Annotated in this window: 18 protein-coding genes and 1 pseudogene; 17 read left to right on the top strand and 2 right to left on the bottom strand. The window is 69.9% G+C overall.

Annotation, left to right across the window (positions count from 1 at the left end; translation table 11 throughout):
* Positions 1-42 precede the first annotated feature (42 nt).
* Positions 43-528 carry a helix-turn-helix domain-containing protein gene (locus ACQPZG_RS16510; RefSeq protein WP_433546515.1) on the bottom strand — a complete coding sequence of 162 codons (486 nt, stop codon included), beginning with the start codon at positions 526-528 and terminating at the stop codon, positions 43-45.
* A 294-nt stretch (positions 529-822) separates the two neighbouring features.
* On the opposite strand from ACQPZG_RS16510, the gene ACQPZG_RS16515 reads away from it, so the two are divergent.
* The 15 genes and pseudogenes from ACQPZG_RS16515 (at position 823) to ACQPZG_RS16585 (ending at position 14,491) form a co-directional block, all read left to right on the top strand.
* Positions 823-2,031: a DUF3631 domain-containing protein gene (locus ACQPZG_RS16515; protein WP_433549436.1), complete on the top strand. Its 1,209-nt coding sequence runs from the start codon at positions 823-825 to the stop codon at positions 2,029-2,031.
* Between the two features lie 422 nt (positions 2,032-2,453).
* Positions 2,454-2,609: pseudogene (locus tag ACQPZG_RS16520) on the top strand (DUF2637 domain-containing protein); the annotation flags it as partial.
* Positions 2,610-3,511: 902 nt separating this feature from the next.
* The gene (locus ACQPZG_RS16525) at positions 3,512-4,117 is read left to right on the top strand and encodes a plasmid mobilization protein (RefSeq protein WP_433546516.1); all 606 of its coding nucleotides are present in this window, start codon (positions 3,512-3,514) and stop codon (positions 4,115-4,117) included.
* Positions 4,114-5,838 carry a relaxase/mobilization nuclease domain-containing protein gene (locus tag ACQPZG_RS16530; RefSeq protein ID WP_433546517.1) on the top strand — a complete coding sequence of 575 codons (1,725 nt, stop codon included), beginning with the start codon at positions 4,114-4,116 and terminating at the stop codon, positions 5,836-5,838. Before ACQPZG_RS16525 ends, ACQPZG_RS16530 begins: the two co-directional genes overlap by 4 nt.
* A 106-nt stretch (positions 5,839-5,944) precedes the next feature.
* Positions 5,945-6,325 (top strand): hypothetical protein, encoded by a 381-nt coding sequence (locus ACQPZG_RS16535; RefSeq protein WP_433546518.1) that lies wholly within the window; start codon positions 5,945-5,947, stop codon positions 6,323-6,325.
* 161 nt (positions 6,326-6,486) lie between these two features.
* Positions 6,487-7,149, top strand: a complete 663-nt coding sequence (locus ACQPZG_RS16540; RefSeq protein ID WP_433546519.1) for an HAD-IA family hydrolase — start codon at positions 6,487-6,489, stop codon at positions 7,147-7,149.
* Between the two features lie 108 nt (positions 7,150-7,257).
* Positions 7,258-8,460 (top strand): helix-turn-helix domain-containing protein, encoded by a 1,203-nt coding sequence (locus tag ACQPZG_RS16545; RefSeq protein WP_433546520.1) that lies wholly within the window; start codon positions 7,258-7,260, stop codon positions 8,458-8,460.
* Between the two features lie 206 nt (positions 8,461-8,666).
* Positions 8,667-9,110 carry a hypothetical protein gene (locus ACQPZG_RS16550; RefSeq protein WP_433546521.1) on the top strand — a complete coding sequence of 148 codons (444 nt, stop codon included), beginning with the start codon at positions 8,667-8,669 and terminating at the stop codon, positions 9,108-9,110.
* Entirely contained in the window at positions 9,107-9,316 is a 210-nt protein-coding gene (locus tag ACQPZG_RS16555) for a hypothetical protein (protein ID WP_433546522.1), read from the top strand. The genes ACQPZG_RS16550 and ACQPZG_RS16555 overlap by 4 nt, the downstream gene beginning before the upstream one ends.
* Positions 9,317-9,369: 53 nt before the next feature.
* Positions 9,370-10,257 (top strand): glycosyltransferase family 8 protein, encoded by an 888-nt coding sequence (locus ACQPZG_RS16560; RefSeq protein WP_433546523.1) that lies wholly within the window; start codon positions 9,370-9,372, stop codon positions 10,255-10,257.
* Complete coding sequence (locus ACQPZG_RS16565) at positions 10,254-11,162, top strand: phosphotransferase family protein (protein WP_433546524.1); 909 nt, start codon at positions 10,254-10,256, stop codon at positions 11,160-11,162. Before ACQPZG_RS16560 ends, ACQPZG_RS16565 begins: the two co-directional genes overlap by 4 nt.
* On the top strand, positions 11,159-11,890 hold the full coding sequence (locus tag ACQPZG_RS16570) for a glycosyltransferase (RefSeq protein WP_433546525.1): 732 nt from the start codon (positions 11,159-11,161) through the stop codon (positions 11,888-11,890). The genes ACQPZG_RS16565 and ACQPZG_RS16570 overlap by 4 nt, the downstream gene beginning before the upstream one ends.
* 14 nt (positions 11,891-11,904) lie before the next feature.
* Positions 11,905-12,813, top strand: a complete 909-nt coding sequence (locus tag ACQPZG_RS16575) for a PIG-L deacetylase family protein (protein WP_433546526.1) — start codon at positions 11,905-11,907, stop codon at positions 12,811-12,813.
* Positions 12,810-13,424 (top strand): AAA family ATPase, encoded by a 615-nt coding sequence (locus ACQPZG_RS16580; protein ID WP_433546527.1) that lies wholly within the window; start codon positions 12,810-12,812, stop codon positions 13,422-13,424. Before ACQPZG_RS16575 ends, ACQPZG_RS16580 begins: the two co-directional genes overlap by 4 nt.
* An 8-nt stretch (positions 13,425-13,432) precedes the next feature.
* Positions 13,433-14,491: a glycosyltransferase gene (locus tag ACQPZG_RS16585; protein ID WP_433546528.1), complete on the top strand. Its 1,059-nt coding sequence runs from the start codon at positions 13,433-13,435 to the stop codon at positions 14,489-14,491.
* On the opposite strand, the gene ACQPZG_RS16590 is transcribed toward ACQPZG_RS16585, so the two are convergent.
* Positions 14,461-15,504 carry a phosphotransferase gene (locus tag ACQPZG_RS16590; RefSeq protein ID WP_433546529.1) on the bottom strand — a complete coding sequence of 348 codons (1,044 nt, stop codon included), beginning with the start codon at positions 15,502-15,504 and terminating at the stop codon, positions 14,461-14,463. The two genes, ACQPZG_RS16585 and ACQPZG_RS16590, sit on opposite strands and share 31 nt — an antisense overlap.
* A 123-nt stretch (positions 15,505-15,627) precedes the next feature.
* On the opposite strand from ACQPZG_RS16590, the gene ACQPZG_RS16595 reads away from it, so the two are divergent.
* Both ACQPZG_RS16595 and ACQPZG_RS16600 read left to right on the top strand, forming a co-directional pair.
* Entirely contained in the window at positions 15,628-15,876 is a 249-nt protein-coding gene (locus ACQPZG_RS16595) for a hypothetical protein (protein ID WP_433546530.1), read from the top strand.
* Positions 15,877-15,933: 57 nt separating this feature from the next.
* Positions 15,934-17,171, top strand: a protein-coding gene (locus ACQPZG_RS16600) for an IS3 family transposase (RefSeq protein WP_433546531.1) whose coding sequence is annotated in 2 segments (ribosomal slippage) — positions 15,934-16,257 and positions 16,260-17,171 — 1,236 coding nt in all. Because the reading frame shifts where the segments join, the coding sequence is not laid out codon by codon here.
* Positions 17,172-17,233: the final 62 nt, after the last annotated feature.

Genomic DNA, 17,233 nt, shown 5'->3' on the forward strand with positions numbered 1-17,233 from the left:
CGTGTCCTGGGGTTTGCGGGACCAGGAGGGCCGGAGGTTGGGCTATGCGGAAGGCAGCCCGTACTCCTCTTGGTTGATCTTCATGACGTTGTCCGCGATGGCGTTGCTGACCATCACGTCGGCCTCGTCGCTGATGTCCGGGTGTTCGGCGAGGTAGTCGGACAGCGCGTCGGTGGCCTGGCGGTAGGTGCGCTGGGCGCGCTGGGCAGCCAGGTGCGAAGCCACCACGGCGTCGATCAGCTCCATGGCACGGCCGGCGGCGGCCAGGGTCGGCGGGCCGACGAGGTTGGACAGTGACACCCCGAAGACCTCGGCGAAGCCGATGGCCTCGTCCAGGTTGATGCGGCGCTTGCCGTTCTCGATCCGCCAGACCGCCGACGGGTTCATCTCGAACCCGGCTTCGTTGAGGCGGTCGGAGAGCGCGGTGGTGCTCCAGCCGCGCTTGTCGCGCTCGACGCTGATGCGCCGAGCAGCGTTGTCCTCGCCCTTGAGCAGCACGCCGGGTGACTCGTCGTGATCGTCGGGCACTCCTCCTCCTTCCAGTCGCAGCACGTTCCTGCAAGGCGCAGGGGAACCCCTAAAGCGTACATCATCTTCTGCGTCTCGCAAAAGAGCTATGCATGTGGCAGAGTTTTGTAATGCCGGAGCCCTGCGCTCCGGTGGATCTGCCGGTTTGCCGACCGGCATACGAAAAGCCCCCCGGTGATCAACCACCGAGGGGCTCAAAGCGCAAACCTCGCGCCGCCCATCCCTGAACGACTAGCTGCATGGCCGGGATTGCCGTCCCGTATGGCCCGCAGATTGAGGAGCTTGATGTCCAGTATGGACGAAGCCACCCCGAACACGCCACCGCTCATCACCACGCCGATCACCTGGCCACCCGTCGCCGTACCCGGCCAGCCGACTCCGCAGGAGCCGGACCCCGCCCCGGCATCCGAGGGTGCACAGGTGCTCGCCGACCTCCTCGCCCAGATCCGCCGGTACGTCGTCCTGCCGAGCGAGGAAGCCTTCACCGCCGTGACGCTGTGGGTGGCGGCCACCCACCTGCAGACCGCGTGGCAGCACGCTCCGCGCCTCGCAATCGTCGGCCCGGCGAAACGGTGCGGGAAGTCGCGGCTCCTGGACGTGATCACCGAGACGGTCCACGAGCCGCTGATCACGGTGAACGCCTCCGCCGCCGCAGTCTTCCGGTCGATCACCGAGACCCCGCCCACCTTGCTGGTCGACGAGGCCGACACGATCTTCGGCTCCGCGAAGGTCGCGGAGAAGAACGAGGAGATGCGCGGCCTACTCAACGCGGGCCACCAGCGCAACCGGCCCACCCTTCGAGTCTCGGGCCCCAACCACGAGGTGTCGAAGTTCCCCACCTTCGCCATGGCGGCTCTGGCGGGCATCGGCGACCTGCCGGACACGATCATGGACCGGTCGATCGTGATCCGGATGCGGCGCCGCAGGCCGGGCGAGAAGGTGGAGGAGTTCCGCACCTTCCGAGACACCCCCGCACTGCACGCGCTGCGGGACCGAATCGTGGCCTGGCTGGGGCCGCTCCACGCGAAGGCGATGGACCTCACTCCGTCCATGCCGGTCGAGGACCGGGCCGCCGATACCTGGGAGCCGCTGATCGCGGTCGCCGAACTCGCAGGCGGCCCGTGGCCCGCCTTGGCCCGCACCGCGTGCCTGGCGATGACCCAGCACGAGGCGGAGCAGGACCAGGACAACAGCAGCCTGAGCATCCGCCTCCTGGCCGACATCCGCCGCGCCTTCGCCGCCGAGGGCGACCCCTCGGCGATCCGCACGGGCCGCCTCCTCGACCTCCTGAACCAGGACGACGAGTCGCCCTGGCCCGGGTACACCGACAACGGGCTCACCCCGCGCGGACTGCAGATCCTGCTGAAGGACTACAGCATCCGCTCGGCCAACCGCCGCTTCCCCGGCAACGTCCAAGCCAGGGGCTTCACCCGGCTGCAGTTCGCCGACGCCTGGGCACGCTACTGCCCCGAGCCGAAGCCGGAACCCATCCCCAGCGTCTGACCCGCTACGACCCGTCGCGACCCGTCCCTGTGCAGGTCAGCGCCGTGACGGGTCGCAAGGCCGCAACGAGTCGACCCGACATCAACGCGGCTCCCGTACCTGCTCTGACCAGGCACGCAACGGGTCGCAACGGGTCCCGACCAGCACGGACACACCCACCGTCCCCAACCCCTTGGAGCGCTCCTCCTTTGCCTTCACCCACCCCTGCCGCCCCCGCCTCGGTCCCGGCATCGCTGGCCGCCGCAGCTGGCCCGCCCGCACCGACCAGCATCGCCACGCCCGCCGTGGCCCGTTGGAGACGACGCACTCACCAAGGTGACAATCCTGCGGATGCTCGCCAAGCACCCACACCCGCTGGGGGCCCTCGCGTAAACCGCGGCGGACGCCGCACCCTCGTCTCCGGCCTGATGGTCGTCGTCCTCATGGCCTTCCGGGTCTCGTGGAACGCGCTGTCCGACGTAGCCCGCGCCATCGGTGCCGACTCCACCGCCGCCCTGCTCTACCCGTTCGTGGTCGACGGACTGATGGCCCTCGCACTGATCGCCACGCTCGTGCTGACCGGCAACGACCGGAGGTTCGCGCTACGGGTCCTGGCGACCTACACAATCGCCAGCCTCCTGCTGAACTACGTGCACGGCCTCGTACCGGCCCTGCACACGGAGCCGATCCGGTGGGGCCGACTGGCCGACTGGAACCCAGCGAACTGGGCCCTCGTACTCCTCGCGACCTCGCTCCCGGTCGGGTCGATCTACTTCGGATCGGACCTTGTAGCGAAGGTGCTGCATCACAACCCCGAGGCAACCGACTCTGCCGAAGTGGCCTCTGCCCGGCTGGATGAGCCCCAAGCGGACGAGCCAGCCGTACGGTCGACGCCTGAGCAGGCCGAATCGGCCACCGGGCAGATGAGCGAGTCGACCCCGGCGAAGGTCATCGAGGCTCCCGTAACGGAGTCGATCGAAGCCGACGAGTCGAACGCCGCCCCAACCTCCCCGAGCATCCCGGCCGGCCGCCGGAGCCGCGTCGACCGGAGCCGCCCCGCGTCGGCCGACCGGTCGGGTCCCCGACGCCGCCAAGTCGACCACCGACCGCCCCCGCACCGACACCGAAGTCCTCGACGCGGCCCGGCTCCTGACCGTCGACTGGAGCGACGACCAGCTGACTGCCAAGCGTCTACGCAGCGAACTCCGGATCGGCCAGAACCGATCCCGCCTCCTGCGCGACCAGCTACAGGCCGAACGCACCGGCCAGGCCGACCCCGTCGCGTACGACGGCTTCGAGGTCGAGCCACTCGACGGACTCGACGAAGCCGCCTCCCCGCGGCCAAGGGAACTCCACACGGCCCCCGCCAACGCCTGATCCCCCACGTTCGCGCCGATCTCCCCCGTCCCGCCTCACCCCTTGTCCCCCTGCAGCCGTGCGCGGGGACGAGGGGCCACGGGGGCAACACCCATCCCCACAGAACCCCACGGAGAACCAAGCCATGCACGCTCCACACCACGAACTCCCCACCGCCCAGCCGGAGGTGACCGCCGACCTCGCCCCAGGCGGAGCAAGTTGGAGGTTCGGACACTCCCCCCTCGGGGGTGCGTCCGAACCGGGCTCCGCCCCGGGGGCGGCGGAGCCCGGCCCGCGCCAGGGGGCGCGGACCGGGAAGCCGGTGGCCGAGGGCGGCCACCAACAGGGGAAGCCCGCAGGCAGGCCGCGTATCCGCGACCGTCAGCAGCGTCCCGCCGTCAGCGTCCGCCTCAACCCCGACGAGCGCCGTACCGCTCAGGCCGGCGCCGACGCCACCGGCCTGAGCCTGGCAGGGTTCCTCGCCCAGTCCGCACTCGCCGCAGCCCGCGACCTCGACCGCACCCAGGCCGCCATCGCCACCGAACACGACACGCTCTCCGCCCTGTTCGCCGTAGGACGCCTGCTCGGTAACGCCACCAACAACCTCAACCAGGTGGCCAAAGCCCTCAACTCCGGTGCAGACCGTCCACCACACATCGACCGCGTCCTGAACGAAGTGCAACACGCCGTCCAGGACGTACGACGGGTCACCGCCCGCCTCACCAACCCCCAGGACGGACAGGCCGCTTGATACCCCGCGTCCACAAGCAGGGCAGCCGCACCATCGGCCTCCTCAAATACCTCTACGGCCCCGGCACCCACGAGGAACACACGGACCCCCATCTGGTCGCCTCCTGGGACGGTCTCGCTCCCGACCCCGGCCGCCACCCCGACGCCACCCTCACCGAACTCCAGCAGCTCCTCGACGAACCCCTCCACCTCCTCGAGGCCACCGGCCGCCGCCCCGACCGCCACGTCTGGCACCTCTCCGTCCGTGCCGCCCCAACCGACCGCACCCTCACCGACGCCGAATGGGCCGACATCGCCCGCCGCACGGTCGCCGCCACCGGCATCGACCCCGCCGACGGAGCCGGATGCCGCTGGGTTGCCGTCCGTCACGCCGACGACCACATCCACATCGCCGCCACCCTCATCCGTGAAGACGGCCGCAAGCCCGACCACCACCGCTCCGGCCAGCGCGCCCAGGCCGCATGCCGCCTCATCGAAGCCGAGTACGGCCTGCACCGCGTCAGCCCCGGCGACGGCACCGCCGCACGTCGCCCCACCAGCGCCGAACGCCACAAAGCCAAACGGCAAGGGCGAGAGCGCACGGCGCGGGAAGAACTGCGCGAGACGGTGCGCGGCGCAGCAGCCGGCGCCGCCTCCACGGATGAGTTCTTCGACCGCCTGGCCGCCAACGGCCTGCTGATCCACAAGCGGATCGCACCGTCGGGCGATCTTCTCGGCTACAAGGTCGCGCTGCCCGGTGACTGCAACAAGGACGACGAACCGGTCTTCTACTCCGGCTCCACCCTCGCCCCCGACCTCTCCCTGCCCCGCATCCGCGAACGCTGGTCCCTGCAAGCGGAAGCGGCCCTCGGGGGCGACTCCGAGACGGTGCAACCCGTCCTGCCGCCGGTGACCCATCCCGCGTTCGCCCGGCGCCGGGCCACCGCTGCCACCTGGCAAGCCCTGTTGATCATCGACCACGGCGATGACGGCATGGCAGCAGCGCAGATCGCCGCAGCAGGGGAGGTCCTGGACGCGCTCGCCAAGACTTCCGCCGCCCACACCCGTGCTGAACTCCGGCAAGCTGCCTTCGTGTTCGAGCGGGCGGCCCGCTCTTACGTGCGTGCCGTACGCGGGCACGACCGGGCTCTGCGGCAGGCCGCCCACGATCTGGTCCACAGCGGCCCCGCCCTCGGCCACAGCGAAGACGGAGCCACTACGGCCATGGTCATCGACATGATCGTCTTCCTCGCCATCGCCGTGGCGAACTGGCACGCCCAGAGGCACCACCATCAGCAGGCCGCCGCAGCGCGGCAAACCGCCGAGCATCTGCGTGCCGCCTACCAGGCCGCCGCGGCCCACCCCATCACCGCCCTCCGCCAGCGAGGCCGGCGTCAGGCACCCCGGGCCCGGCAACAGCAAGCCGACATCCTGCGCCAGGCGCTGCCAGAGCTCGCCGAACGCATCCAGGCCGAGCCTGGCTGGCCCGCCCTGGCCGCCACCCTCACCGACGCCCAGCTAGCGGGCCACGACCCGGCCGCCCTGCTCGCCGACGCCACCCGACGACGCGAGCTCGGCACCGCCACCTCCATCAGCGACGTCCTCGTCTGGCGGCTGCGCCGCACTGCCCACCTGCCCGCCGCACCCGAAAACCCCCAGGCCACACCCACCCGAGGAGGCCGGCGTACCCCGACCGCAACACCTGCCGCCGGAGCAGCGACCCCCTCCAGCCATCGGCGCTGACCCAGTGAAACGGGCGCAACATAGCTGCCGATTCCTGATTATCGAAATCAGGAATTCTCCGGACCATTGAGACTTCCCAACACCCCACGAGGAGCACCACACCCGTATGACCACGCCTGCATTCCGCCCCGACATCATCGCCCTCCTTTGCGACGCGGACTTCAAGCACCGAGCCGATACCAACACCTGGTCGCACCGCGACGGACGACCGTTCAGCAAGGAGGAACAGGTCCACGTTTTCACGGCAACACGGGCCGAATTTGAAGAATTCGACGTGCAGTTCACGCGCTACCGGCAGTACCTGCAGGGGAAGGAAGGCGCCCCGGAAGCCCTGCAGCTCTTCCTCGCGCCGTTCATGCAGCAGCTCACCGAGAAGACCCTCGGCAATGCCATCCCGCTCATGAGCGAAGAGGAACGCACCGAGTTCGACCGTCTGCTCGCCCTCATAGCCGAACCGCCGCGCCCCTTTACCGCCAACACCTTCTGACAGCGGGCCCCATCGCTGCCTGATCAAGGCGAAAGAGGAGCCTGACCGAAGCAGCTCAGAGCCGGGCCTCCCAAGGGAGGCCCGGCTTCCATACGTGACGAGGGAACAGAACTTTGCGCGGTAGCGTCGTCGTTGAGGTCAACGGAGAGGAACCCCGCAGCATGGCGCAGCGCACGAACACCGCTCACCCCGATACCCCGCGCGGTCTCATCCTGGACTTCGCCGGGGTACTGACGGCCGACCCGCGCCCCGTGCACCGCGCCTGGTGCGAGTCCGAAGGGCTCCTCGCGGAAGCCTGGCGGGCGACCCTGAACGACAACCCCGAGGGGCGGCGGCTGTACACGGCCCTGGAGATCGGCCAGATCGGCCAGGCAGAGTGGAACGAAGGAACTGCCGCCCTGCTCGGCACGCACATCGCCCCGGAGAACCTGATGGGACGCGCCTGGGCGAAGGTACCGCCGGCCCGCCGGATGGCAGCGCTCGCCCGAGCCGCGAAAGCTGTGGGCTACCGGCTGGCGCTCCTGTCGAACAGCTTCGGCCTGGAGCCCTTCAACCCGTATGAGCAGGCTGGCATTTGGGACCTGTTTGATGTCCACGTGGTCTCGGAGGTGGTGGGCCTGGCGAAGCCCGACCCGGCGATCTACCAGCTCACCCTCGACCGTCTCGACCTGCCGGGCTCGTCCTGCGTCTTCGTCGACGACCACCCGGTGAACCTCCCGCCCGCCGAAGCCCTCGGCATCACCACCGTCCTCGCGACCACCGAGGGCGAGACAGTCGACGAGCTGGAACGCCTGCTCGGGGTGAGCGCAGTTCTTCCGGTGTAGGAGCTTTCCGGCCAGTCCACCAACTCCCCTTCTCCCAAAGGGTGCACGTATCCGCTGCGAAGTGGGTACGGTCCAAGCCTGGCTTGATCGGCCCGGGGAGTTACTGCCATGCAATGGTCGGAATACACCACCGCTGAACGACTCAAGACCCTCCGCAGCGGCATGACGCAGGAGCAGCTCGCGGAGGCCGCCGAGGTCTCGGTCGGTGTCGTACGGAAGCTGGAACGCGGCGGCACCGCCTCACTCCCTTCTCTGCTGGCCATCGCCTCCGCACTGGGCACGGACATCGCCGTACTCCTTGGACAGCAGGCACCGCGCCGCTCGATGGACCGCGACGAGCGGGCGGCCCTGCGTACCCTCTCGGCCGCCACCCACGACGCCGCGATCGGCCTGCCCGCCGACACCGAGCCGGGCACGGTCGATGAGCTGCGCGCCGTCGTCCAGCACGCGGATGCCGCCTACTGGGCGGGCCGGTACACCGAACTCGGTACCCTGCTCGCCGCGTTGCTGCCGGAGGTCCGCGCTCGGTACGACGGTGCCGGCGCCGACGAGAGAGAGGCCGCAGCCGGTGTGCTGGCCGACGTCTTCCAGACTGCGGGCATGGCCGCGAACGTCTGGGGTTCACGGGACCTCGCGTACGCCGCCCTCACCTACGGGCGGCAGATCGCGGTCCAGGCCGGTGACGACCTGCGCGAGGCGCACCTCGCCGCCACGACGGCTTGGGTGAACCTCCGGGACGGGCGTACGTCACAGGGCTTCGCGCTCGCCGCCGCCCAGGCCGACCGGATCGAACCGAAGATGTCCGAGCACGACCCCGACCGGCTGTCGGTGTACGGCCAGCTCGTCACCAACGCCGCCGTGGCCGCCTCGCGCGGAGGGGCCTCCGCCGATACGGCGCGCGAGTACCTGTCCCAGGCCCATGCGGTCGGCGCCCGCCTCGGCGGCGAGTACGCGCGCGGAGGCCACGCCCAGCCGTACGGCCCGCTGTACGCCGCCACTCAGGCCATGAGCATCGCCGTGGCCCTGGGCGATACGGCGGGGGCGCTGCGGCTCATGGATACCGTCCGGCTGGACGAAACGGTGCCGCTCGCGACGCGGGCCCGTTACGGGCTCGACGTCGCCCTGACCCATGTGGAGTGCCGCAGGTGGGAGCGGGCCGCGGACACGCTGGAGGCGGTGTGCGCCATGGCGCCAGGGTGGGTGCAGCACCAGATGTTGCCGGGCGTGATCATCTCCCGGCTGGCAGGTGTGTCCGTGGGGCGACTTCGCGGACTCGCCCACGCGGCGGGCGTACCGCTGGGCGTGCGCTGAGCTCCAAGCCTGGTCTGACCGCCTGCCGCCACGACCCGTGGCAGTTCGTCGGCCGGAAGTTCGCCGACTGCCACGCTCCGTAGCACCCCGCGCCCCGCTCGGCGGCTCCACCGGTACGGAGCGTGCCACCCCGCGCCATCCTGAACTTTCCCCGTAGCCACGGCCCGTGCCTGTTGGAGAGATCTCCTTCTCAGCACGCTGGGAGCATGCTGAACTCCCCGCCCGGCGGACTCGGGCACGTCCCCGTCGCCGTGTACTCCTGCGCCGCCGAATCCCCCGCCGTCCACGAAGCGGAACGCCGCGCCCGCCACTACGCCGACGCCCGCCACTGGCACGTCGCCGGGGTCTGGTCCGACGACGACCCCACCGTGCCCCTGGACACCCGTCTCGGCTGGTCGGCGATCACGGGTGCCCTGTCGTCCGGCCTGGTGCGCGGGATCATCGTCGCCGAGATCGGACACGTCGCCGCGGACGCAGCCCAGTTCGCCGCACTCGGCGTCCTCGTCCGCGACCGTGGCGGGTTCCTGGCCGAGGCAACGAGCGGCCCCTCCCGCCACATGCCGGGCCAGCACGAGCGCCGCCGCGTCCTCTTCGAGGCGGCGGCCGGTTGGGTGCCGTGGGTGCGCATCGTTCCCGGAAGCGCCCTGTGAGCGGGGTGCGCGCCGGGGTCGGTGATCTGGTTCGCGACGGCATCGGCCAGCAGGCAATCGTGACCGACATCAAGCAGGGACAGACCTGGGTGCTGCGTCGGCCGGCGGGCGGCATGGCCCACCAGTGGGAGACCGACGACCCCGACTCCCTCCACGTGGTGGAGACCCGCACGTCCCGGTCCGCACGCGAGCGGAACGAGCAGTGAGCGACCACGGCCACAGCACACCCCCACCCCTGCCTCCGGAAGGCGATCCCGCTTTGTACGCATTCGGCCTCTGCCTCGACCAGCGCTACCTCGTCCCCGGCCTGGCCACGATCACCGCCCTCGCCGACAGCCTCATGCCCCGGGCCCGCCGGGACGTGGCGCTCCGCATCCTCACCCTCGACCTGACGCCGTCCGAGGCCGTGCTCCTCGCACACCTCGCGCGACGCGTCGGCTTCGGCTCGTTCGACCTCTCCCACCGGTCCCCGCTGCGTACCGCGCGGATGGCGGACGCTTCGTACATCAGCGTCGCCACGTATCTGCGGTTCGAGTTCACCGCCAGCTTCGTCCGGCGTCCGTACGTGATCTACGTGGATGCCGACACTCTCGTACGAGGTGACCTGAGCGCACCGCTCAGCGGTCTACGCCCAGGTGAAGTCGGTGCCGTACGAGACGAATTCGGCCCGTCAGTCGGTGACAGCCATGCCCTGCCCGGTGTCGCGGAACGCTGGCCGCACCTGAAGGGCAGGCCGTACTACAACGCCGGTCTGCTGTGGGCCCACGTCGCCACCCTGCCCCAAGTCCGTCACGGGGTCGGTCACGCCTTGGCCCAGCACCGTCGGCACATCCTCCACAACGACCAAGACGCCCTGAACCTCTGGCTCCTCCACACCGGCCGCGTCCGGCCGGTCACCCCCGGATACAACCGCTTCGAACTCGGCAGGTTCCTCGAACGCGGCAACTGGGTCTGCCGCGTCGTCGCCCGCTCCCCGCGCCCCGACACAGCCGCCCACCTCGTCCACTTCGTGGGCCCCGAGAAGCCGTGGCAGCCCACCTGCCCGCGTACCGAGGACGTCCGGGAGTACCGCACCCATCTCCGCCACACCATGCGCTACGTCCGCGCCCTGGGCTCCGCCCACCCCGAACAGCCGGAGCTCCGATGAACACCACTCCCGTCCCCGCGATGGTCTCGCGCGCCTGCACCCTGTTCCTGGGCAGCCCCGCCAAGACCGCCGAACGTCTGAAGGCGGGCTCCCGTACGGCCGTCTACCGTGCCGCTCTCCACGACGGCACGCGCGTGGTCGTGAAGCTCTACTCCCACACCGCACGCCGCAACGCCTTCACCGAAGCCACGGCCATGCGCGCGGTTTCGGCGGCCGTTCCCGTACCGCGAGTACTCGGCTACGGAACCACCTCCAGCGACGGTGCCACCGCCCTGATCACCTCCGACCTGGGCCCGAGCACCCTCGGCTCCGCCGTGCGCGCGGGCAACCTCCCGCGCCTCCAGGCGCTCAGGGACCTCGGCACGCTCGTCGGCCTCGTGCACGAAGCACCGGTTGCTCCGAAGGCCACTCGGCGCCCCGTGATCGAGATGGTCACCTCCCTGAGCCGTCGCTGCCCGCCCAATGTGCTCGACCGGCTCGCACCCACCCTCGCGATCATCACCGTCACCCCGGACGAGGCGTCCACCGTGTGGTGCCACAACGACCCCCACCTCGACAACGTGGTCCTCGCCGGACCCCGGCAGACCCGCCACCTGGTCGACTTCACCGACGCCACCCCCGGGCGCCGGGAAGCGGACCTCGCCCACGCCCTCGTCATGACCGACGCCCACTGCCAATGGGACCGGCACGCCCTCCTCGGCGCCTATCCCCACCCTGTGAACGACACCCACCTCGCGGCATGGTCGGCCTTCCTCACCGTGAGCTGCTGGGCCCACGCCGCCCCCGGCAACGACCGGACCGTTCTGGCCGACCGCATGGACGCACTGTCCCGCCAGACGCCCCACCTCTTCCGGCCCCGCCCGGGGCACTCCCACGCACCGCACGCGAGAAGGAGAGCCCGATGAACCTCCCCGACCTGACGGTCGTCATCCCCGCCCACAACGAGGCCGCATACCTGCCCCGCTACCTCCCCACCGTCCTCGCATCCCTCGCGCAGTGGGAAGCCTCCAGCAACGAGCGTGGCGAAGTGATCGTGGTCGACAACGCCTCGACCGACGCCACCGCCGACATGGCCGCCTCCTTTGGCGTCCGCGTGATCAGCGAGCCCGTCCGCAGCATCGGCCGGGTCCGCAACGCCGGGGCGACCGCCGCTCGCAGCCCCCGACTGTTCTTCACCGATGCCGACGTTGCTCTGCCCACCGAGGCCCTCAAGGCCGCCGTGGCCGCAATGGACTCCGGAGCCGCCGGCGGGGCGATCCCGCCCCTCTACACACCGGACCGGCTCGGGGCACGGCTGCTGTGCGCGTACTGGGACCACTACCGAACCCGCCACGGCGGCGCACAGGGAGTCGCCCAGTTCAGCACCGCCACGGCCTTCAAAGCGATTGGCGGGTACCGCGAAGACCTCCTCATGAGCGAGGACGTCGACTTCTTCGCCCGCCTGACCGCCCACGGCCGCGCCACCAACGCCCCGGTCAAGATTCTGGACGACCTGCGCGTACGCCCCTCCACCCGCCGCTACGACCAGTGGTCGAGCCTCCGGATGCTCTGGTGGCAGAACCCGGTCACCGCCCGCCTCCGGCTCAGCTCCCCGCGCATGTGGCGCCACTGGTACGAGACCACCGTCCGATGAACCAGGAGCCCCCGATGACCGCCCCAGCCACAACCGCGCTCGCGCAGCCGCTTGCCCTGCCGGTACCGGACGCGACGGGGATCTACACCTTCCCCGACGACCTCGACCAGGCCCACCACCAGTGGACCCACCAACTCCTCACCCGGCACCGCGCCCACGACCACAACGTCATCGAGCTGATGGCCCCACACAGCGGCCGACCCCACTTCATCGAACTGCGCCGCCCCGCCGGCCGCCCCGTACTCGCACTCGAACCGCACCACGACGACTTCGCCCTCTCCGCCTCCGGCACCTTCCTCACCGACCCCCGCCCCCTCATCGTGGCCACGGTCTTCACCCGCTCCACCAGCGTCCACCCCACCCTCGAAGACGCCTACAGCACCGAGCCCGCCATCTCCCACCTGCGCGACCGCGAAGGCGCCGCCGCCCTGGCCCCGCTCGCCGCGACCCGCATCGCCCTCGGCCACAAGGACGCGGAACCCCCGTACCGCCCGTACGACCAGGACCGCCTCGACCAGATCACCGAGGAACTCCGCGCGATCGTCGCCGCCCACCCGAACGCCGAACTCCTCGCCCCCGCCGCCGTCACCCGCCACCCCGACCACCTGCTCGTGCACGAGGCCGCCGTCCGCCTGGGCTGCCGGTGGTTCTGGGAAGACCTGGCCTTCTGGTCCACGTACGCACTCGTCGGCTGCGACCAGCACCTCTTCCACTCCCGCACGCGAGCGTCGCTCGTCCCCTCGCTGGTCGACATCACCCCGGTCGTCCTCGACAAGTGCACGGTCCTGCGGATGCACGGCTCGCAGATGTACCCGGCCCGCAAGATGTACCGGCCGATCCGGCACGCCTGGACTGTCGCCGCCGACCTCCTGGGCAGCTCCGGAACGTACGCGGAGCGCTTCTACCGGATGGAGTCGCTGTGAAGGTCATCGCGATCGAAGGGCCGTCGTACGCCGGAAAGTCGACGGCGATACGTCACCTGCGCAGGCGCGGCTACGAGGACCGGGCCCACATCACGGACTGCTACGTCAAGCAGCTCGGCTGCCAGGACGCCGCACCCCCGGCACGCACCGCGTCCGCCGCCGAACAGATCACTGCCTTCGAAACGTTCATGGCCGTCGAGGAAGAACGCGTCCGTACAGCCCTCGCCTCCGCCAAGCCCTTCGCGATCCTCGACCGCTCCGTGGACACCCTCCTCGCGCACGCCCACGCCCTCGACGCCCTGTTCGGGTACGCCGTCCAGCACCGGCTACGCGACCGGCTCCAACTCCTCCCGCACCTGCGCCCCGACCACACGCTGTACTTCGACGTCCCCGCCGAGGCACTCGGCCTCCGTCGCAAGACCGCCGGCCACACGGCAGCCGAGCCCGACTACTTCCTGCTCGAGCCCGCCTTCCTCACACACACCCGCGACTACTTCTACGCCCGCGCCCAGCCCCCGGTGTCCCGCGAGGTCACCGTGCTCCCTGCCGACACCGACAAGGACGACATCGCCCACGCGGTGGAAGCCCTCGTCTCCTTCTGGATGAGGTGACCCTCCCCGTGCCCACCGCCCTCTTCGCCTGGCGTCGCACCCCGCCACCACTCCTCATCGGCGGGGCCGAAGTCACCCAGCAGCTCTTGGCCGAAGAACTCGCCGCCGGAGGCTGGCAGGTCTTCTACCTGGGCTCGCACCAGGCTCCCTGGGACCAGACCACGCAACTGCCCCAACTGCGCAGCCTCCTCGACGGACACCGCTCCCCGCACGAGGAGGCCGAGGGAGTCCTCCGCTACCGCTGGAACAGCGTGGACTGCATCGCCGTACCGCAGGACGGGATCACCTCCGCCCTCCACGAGCTGCTGGCTGGCCTGCGCCCCGACGTCGTATTCACCTCTCAAGAGAGTGCTGCCGACCTCGCCGAGCAGGCCCGTCCTGTTGCACTCGTCGTGGGCATCCTGCACTCCGTATCGAAGACTGGGCTCGGGGTCCTGGATGGAGGACCTCAATACGGCCTGGCGGTCTCGGAGTTCGCGCTCAGTCGAGCAACCCAGTACAACGGGACTCGCCTCGGAGTCCTCCACCCTCCGTTCGTGCAGCCCACGCAGGATACGAACGTGCTGCGCACCGACTCGGTGCTGATGGTCAACCCGATTCCGGCGAAGGGTTCCGTCCTCCTGCACGAGGTCATCCGCACGATGCCCGAGCAACACTTCACGCTGGTCGAAGGCTGGTGGAACACCGCCGCCGAGTTCGCCGCCTGCCCGAACGTGACCTACGTCCCCCGCACCTACGACATGGACACCCTCTACCGAAGCCACCGCCTGCTACTGGTGCCGTCCACCGTGGAGGACGCGTTCCCCCGCGTGATCGTCGAAGCTGCGCTGCACGGCACCCTGAGCATCGGCAGCGAACGAGGCGGCATCCCTGAAGCGATCGGCCCCCACGGGATCGTCCTCCCACGCACCGCAGACCCACGGGCCTGGGCGCACGCGATCAACACCGCCGACGACCGCACCCTCGGCTACCAAGCCCAGCGCCACGCCGCACGCTTCACCGCCCCAAAGCTGCCCGAACTCGAAGCCCTCGGCATCTACCCCGCGACGAACGCGCCCTCGACCTGATCGAGCCGCTCCGTCCACCAGTGCAGCAACGCCTCGTCCGCCGTGAAGAGTTCGTCGAACGAGAAGTCACCGCGGTCGTAGTGGAACTCCAACTGCCAGAAGTCCGTCATCCGCTTCCACCACAGCCGCCTCGCACCGTCCAACAGCGCGGAGGTCTCCAGCGACACCACGGACCGATAGCCGCCGACGAACTCCGACACCCGGTCAAGGTCGAACACCCCGCCCACGCCGAACTGCACCTGAGCCGTCCGCGCGACCTCTTCGGCATACGGCCGGACGCCGACGCGGTCCCAGTCGAGGATGGCGGTCAGCTCGCCGCCTTCCCAGAGCAGGTTCCGGTACTGGACGTCACCGTGCGTCCACCCGTGCCCGCCGCCAGGGACTTCACCTTGCGGGCGCCGGTCGACGTACTTGCCGATCAGCGCACGCCGCTGCTCCAGGGATGCCGATGCCGCCGCGTCGAAGGTGGTGTCGGCCCCCCTGTCCTCTACCAGTCCGGACAACCGTGCCGACTTCTCCACCGCTTGCTCCGGCGTCGCCACCTCGGAGGTCACCGTCTCAGATACCACAGGCAGCAACCCCCTGCCGCAGGCCCGGTCGAGCCCTGTGTGGAGACGCCCCAGGTGCGCTCCCAAGGAAGCGGCCTGGGACAGGCTGAGGTCCACCCCTCGGAGATGCCTCCCTGCCGCCCAGGGGAAGAGACACCAGACACCACCGCCGACCTCGGCCACCAGGGCGCCGGAGACGGTGGGGACGGGAGCGCTGACCGGGATGCCCTCGGCAACCAGCGCATCCAGCACCCCAAGGTTGCGCACCAGCCGATCGAGCGACACGTCGGTGACCCGCTTGAGTGCGAACACCCCGGCCGCGGTGTCCACCCTCCAGTTCGCGTTCATCAGCCCATCAACGAGGTAGCGCTTCTCTCGTACTGCCCCGAGGCCAAATGCGCTGGTCAGCTCAGCGAAGACGCTGCCGGGGATATCAGTCCTGTCCATCGCGGTCGCATCAGTCACGTGAAGGACGATACGCGGGCCAGCGCCCTCAGAACCCAGTTCCCCACACGACCTCCGGCGACGTCTCGGAAGCCGAGCACCCTCACGGCTCGCACCGGCGACGTGGGCCGCTACGGTGTCTTCGTGGGCGCAGGTGACGTATGGGCAACACAGGCAGAGCAGGGATGGGATTACGGCGAGGGTTTCGTCTGTGCTGGGTGCGTCGACGACGAGACCCTCGCGGCAAAGATCGCGGCGGACGCCGAGCAAGATGAGGCGTGCGACTACTGCGAACGCGTGCCAGCGGCTCCGATCGACACCCTATTGGAAGCCTACTTCGACGGCTTGCGCACTGAATACGCTCTGGCCGGTGACGAGGGGGCCTCCCCCTGAGTGGTGGACACGCTGATACTGGATCTGCTTGATCCGGAGGAAGCGAGAAGACCGCCGATGGCGATGAAGGACTACTCGGACGAGTTCAAGGCCGATGCCGTGGCCCTGTACGGGTCCACACCCGGGGCGACCTACAAGAGCATCGCCGCTGACCTGGGAGTTAACCGGGCGACCCTGCGTGAGTGGGTGCTGCGGGACCGCGAACGCCGTAGCGTCAGCGCCGCGGCTGCGAAGCCGGCCGCCCCACGTCGCGAGGCGGTACCGTCCGCTGATCCGGACGAGCGGGTCCGTCAACTGGAGGCCCGGGTGGCAGAACTCGAGGCGAGTGAGCGCAAGCTCGCCACCGAGCGGGACATCCTCCGCAAGGCGGCCAAGTATTTCGCCGGAGAGACGAACTGGTGAGGAGCCGCTTCCAGTTCGTTGACGACCACCGGGACACCTACGAGGTGAAGCGGCTCTGCCACGTCCTGGAGGTGAACCGGTCCAGCTACTACAAGTGGCTCGCCGGCGCCGAGGCCAGGGCCGCCCGGCAGCACAAGGACCGGGTCCTGGCCGAGGAGATCCGCGAGGTCCACGGCGAGTCCGGCGGCGCCTACGGCTCTCCGCGAGTGACCGCCGAGCTCCGCGAGAAAGGGCGGCGGGTCAACGAAAAGCGGGTCGCCCGGATCATGCGGAGGTTCTCCATCACCGGAATCCGCCTGCGCAGACGCGTCCGCACCACCGTCGCGGACCCAGCAGCCTCACCGGTTCCGGACCTGTTCCAGCGGGACTTCACCGCCGCCGAGCCGGGGCGCAAGTACATGGGCGACATCACGTATCTCCCGCTGGCCGGCGGGGAGTTCCTCTACCTCGCTACGGTGCTGGACTGCTTCAGCCGCAAGGTCGTCGGCTGGTCCATCGCCGACCACATGCGCACCGACCTGGTCGCCGACGCACTGCGGATGGCGGCCTCGACCCGTGGCAGCCTGGACGGCGCCGTGTTCCACTCCGACCACGGGGCCCAATACGGATCCCGGGCCTTCGTCGGCCTCTGCGACCAGCTCGGAGTCACCCGGTCGATGGGCGCGGTCGGCACCAGCGCCGACAACGCGGCCTGCGAAAGCTTCCACGCGTCCCTGAAGCGCGAGACCCTCCAGGGCGCCCACGACTACGGTGACGCCGGCACCTGCAGAAGAACGGTATTTGCCTGGCTGACCCGCTACAACACCCGCCGTCGGCACTCCGCCAACGACCACCTCAGCCCCAACGAATACGAACGCCGACACCACACCGCTAAACTCACGCTCGCCGCGTGATCAATAACCGCGTGCCCACCTTCATGGGGGAAGGCCCGAGCTCGCCTACTTCGAGGGTGAAC

Source organism: Streptomyces sp. CA-294286, assembly GCF_050947155.1.
Classification (GTDB): Bacteria; Actinomycetota; Actinomycetes; order Streptomycetales; family Streptomycetaceae; genus Streptomyces.

Excerpts from the sequence above, each read along its gene's own strand:
- ACQPZG_RS16515 (WP_433549436.1), top strand. The coding sequence starts at position 823 with ATGGACGAAGCCACCCCGAACACGCCACCGCTCATCACCACGCCGATC.
- ACQPZG_RS16525 (WP_433546516.1), top strand. The coding sequence starts at position 3,512 with ATGCACGCTCCACACCACGAACTCCCCACCGCCCAGCCGGAGGTGACC.
- ACQPZG_RS16535 (WP_433546518.1), top strand. The coding sequence starts at position 5,945 with ATGACCACGCCTGCATTCCGCCCCGACATCATCGCCCTCCTTTGCGAC.
- ACQPZG_RS16540 (WP_433546519.1), top strand. The coding sequence starts at position 6,487 with ATGGCGCAGCGCACGAACACCGCTCACCCCGATACCCCGCGCGGTCTC.
- ACQPZG_RS16545 (WP_433546520.1), top strand. The coding sequence starts at position 7,258 with ATGCAATGGTCGGAATACACCACCGCTGAACGACTCAAGACCCTCCGC.
- ACQPZG_RS16550 (WP_433546521.1), top strand. The coding sequence starts at position 8,667 with ATGCTGAACTCCCCGCCCGGCGGACTCGGGCACGTCCCCGTCGCCGTG.
- ACQPZG_RS16565 (WP_433546524.1), top strand. The coding sequence starts at position 10,254 with ATGAACACCACTCCCGTCCCCGCGATGGTCTCGCGCGCCTGCACCCTG.
- ACQPZG_RS16570 (WP_433546525.1), top strand. The coding sequence starts at position 11,159 with ATGAACCTCCCCGACCTGACGGTCGTCATCCCCGCCCACAACGAGGCC.
- ACQPZG_RS16575 (WP_433546526.1), top strand. The coding sequence starts at position 11,905 with ATGACCGCCCCAGCCACAACCGCGCTCGCGCAGCCGCTTGCCCTGCCG.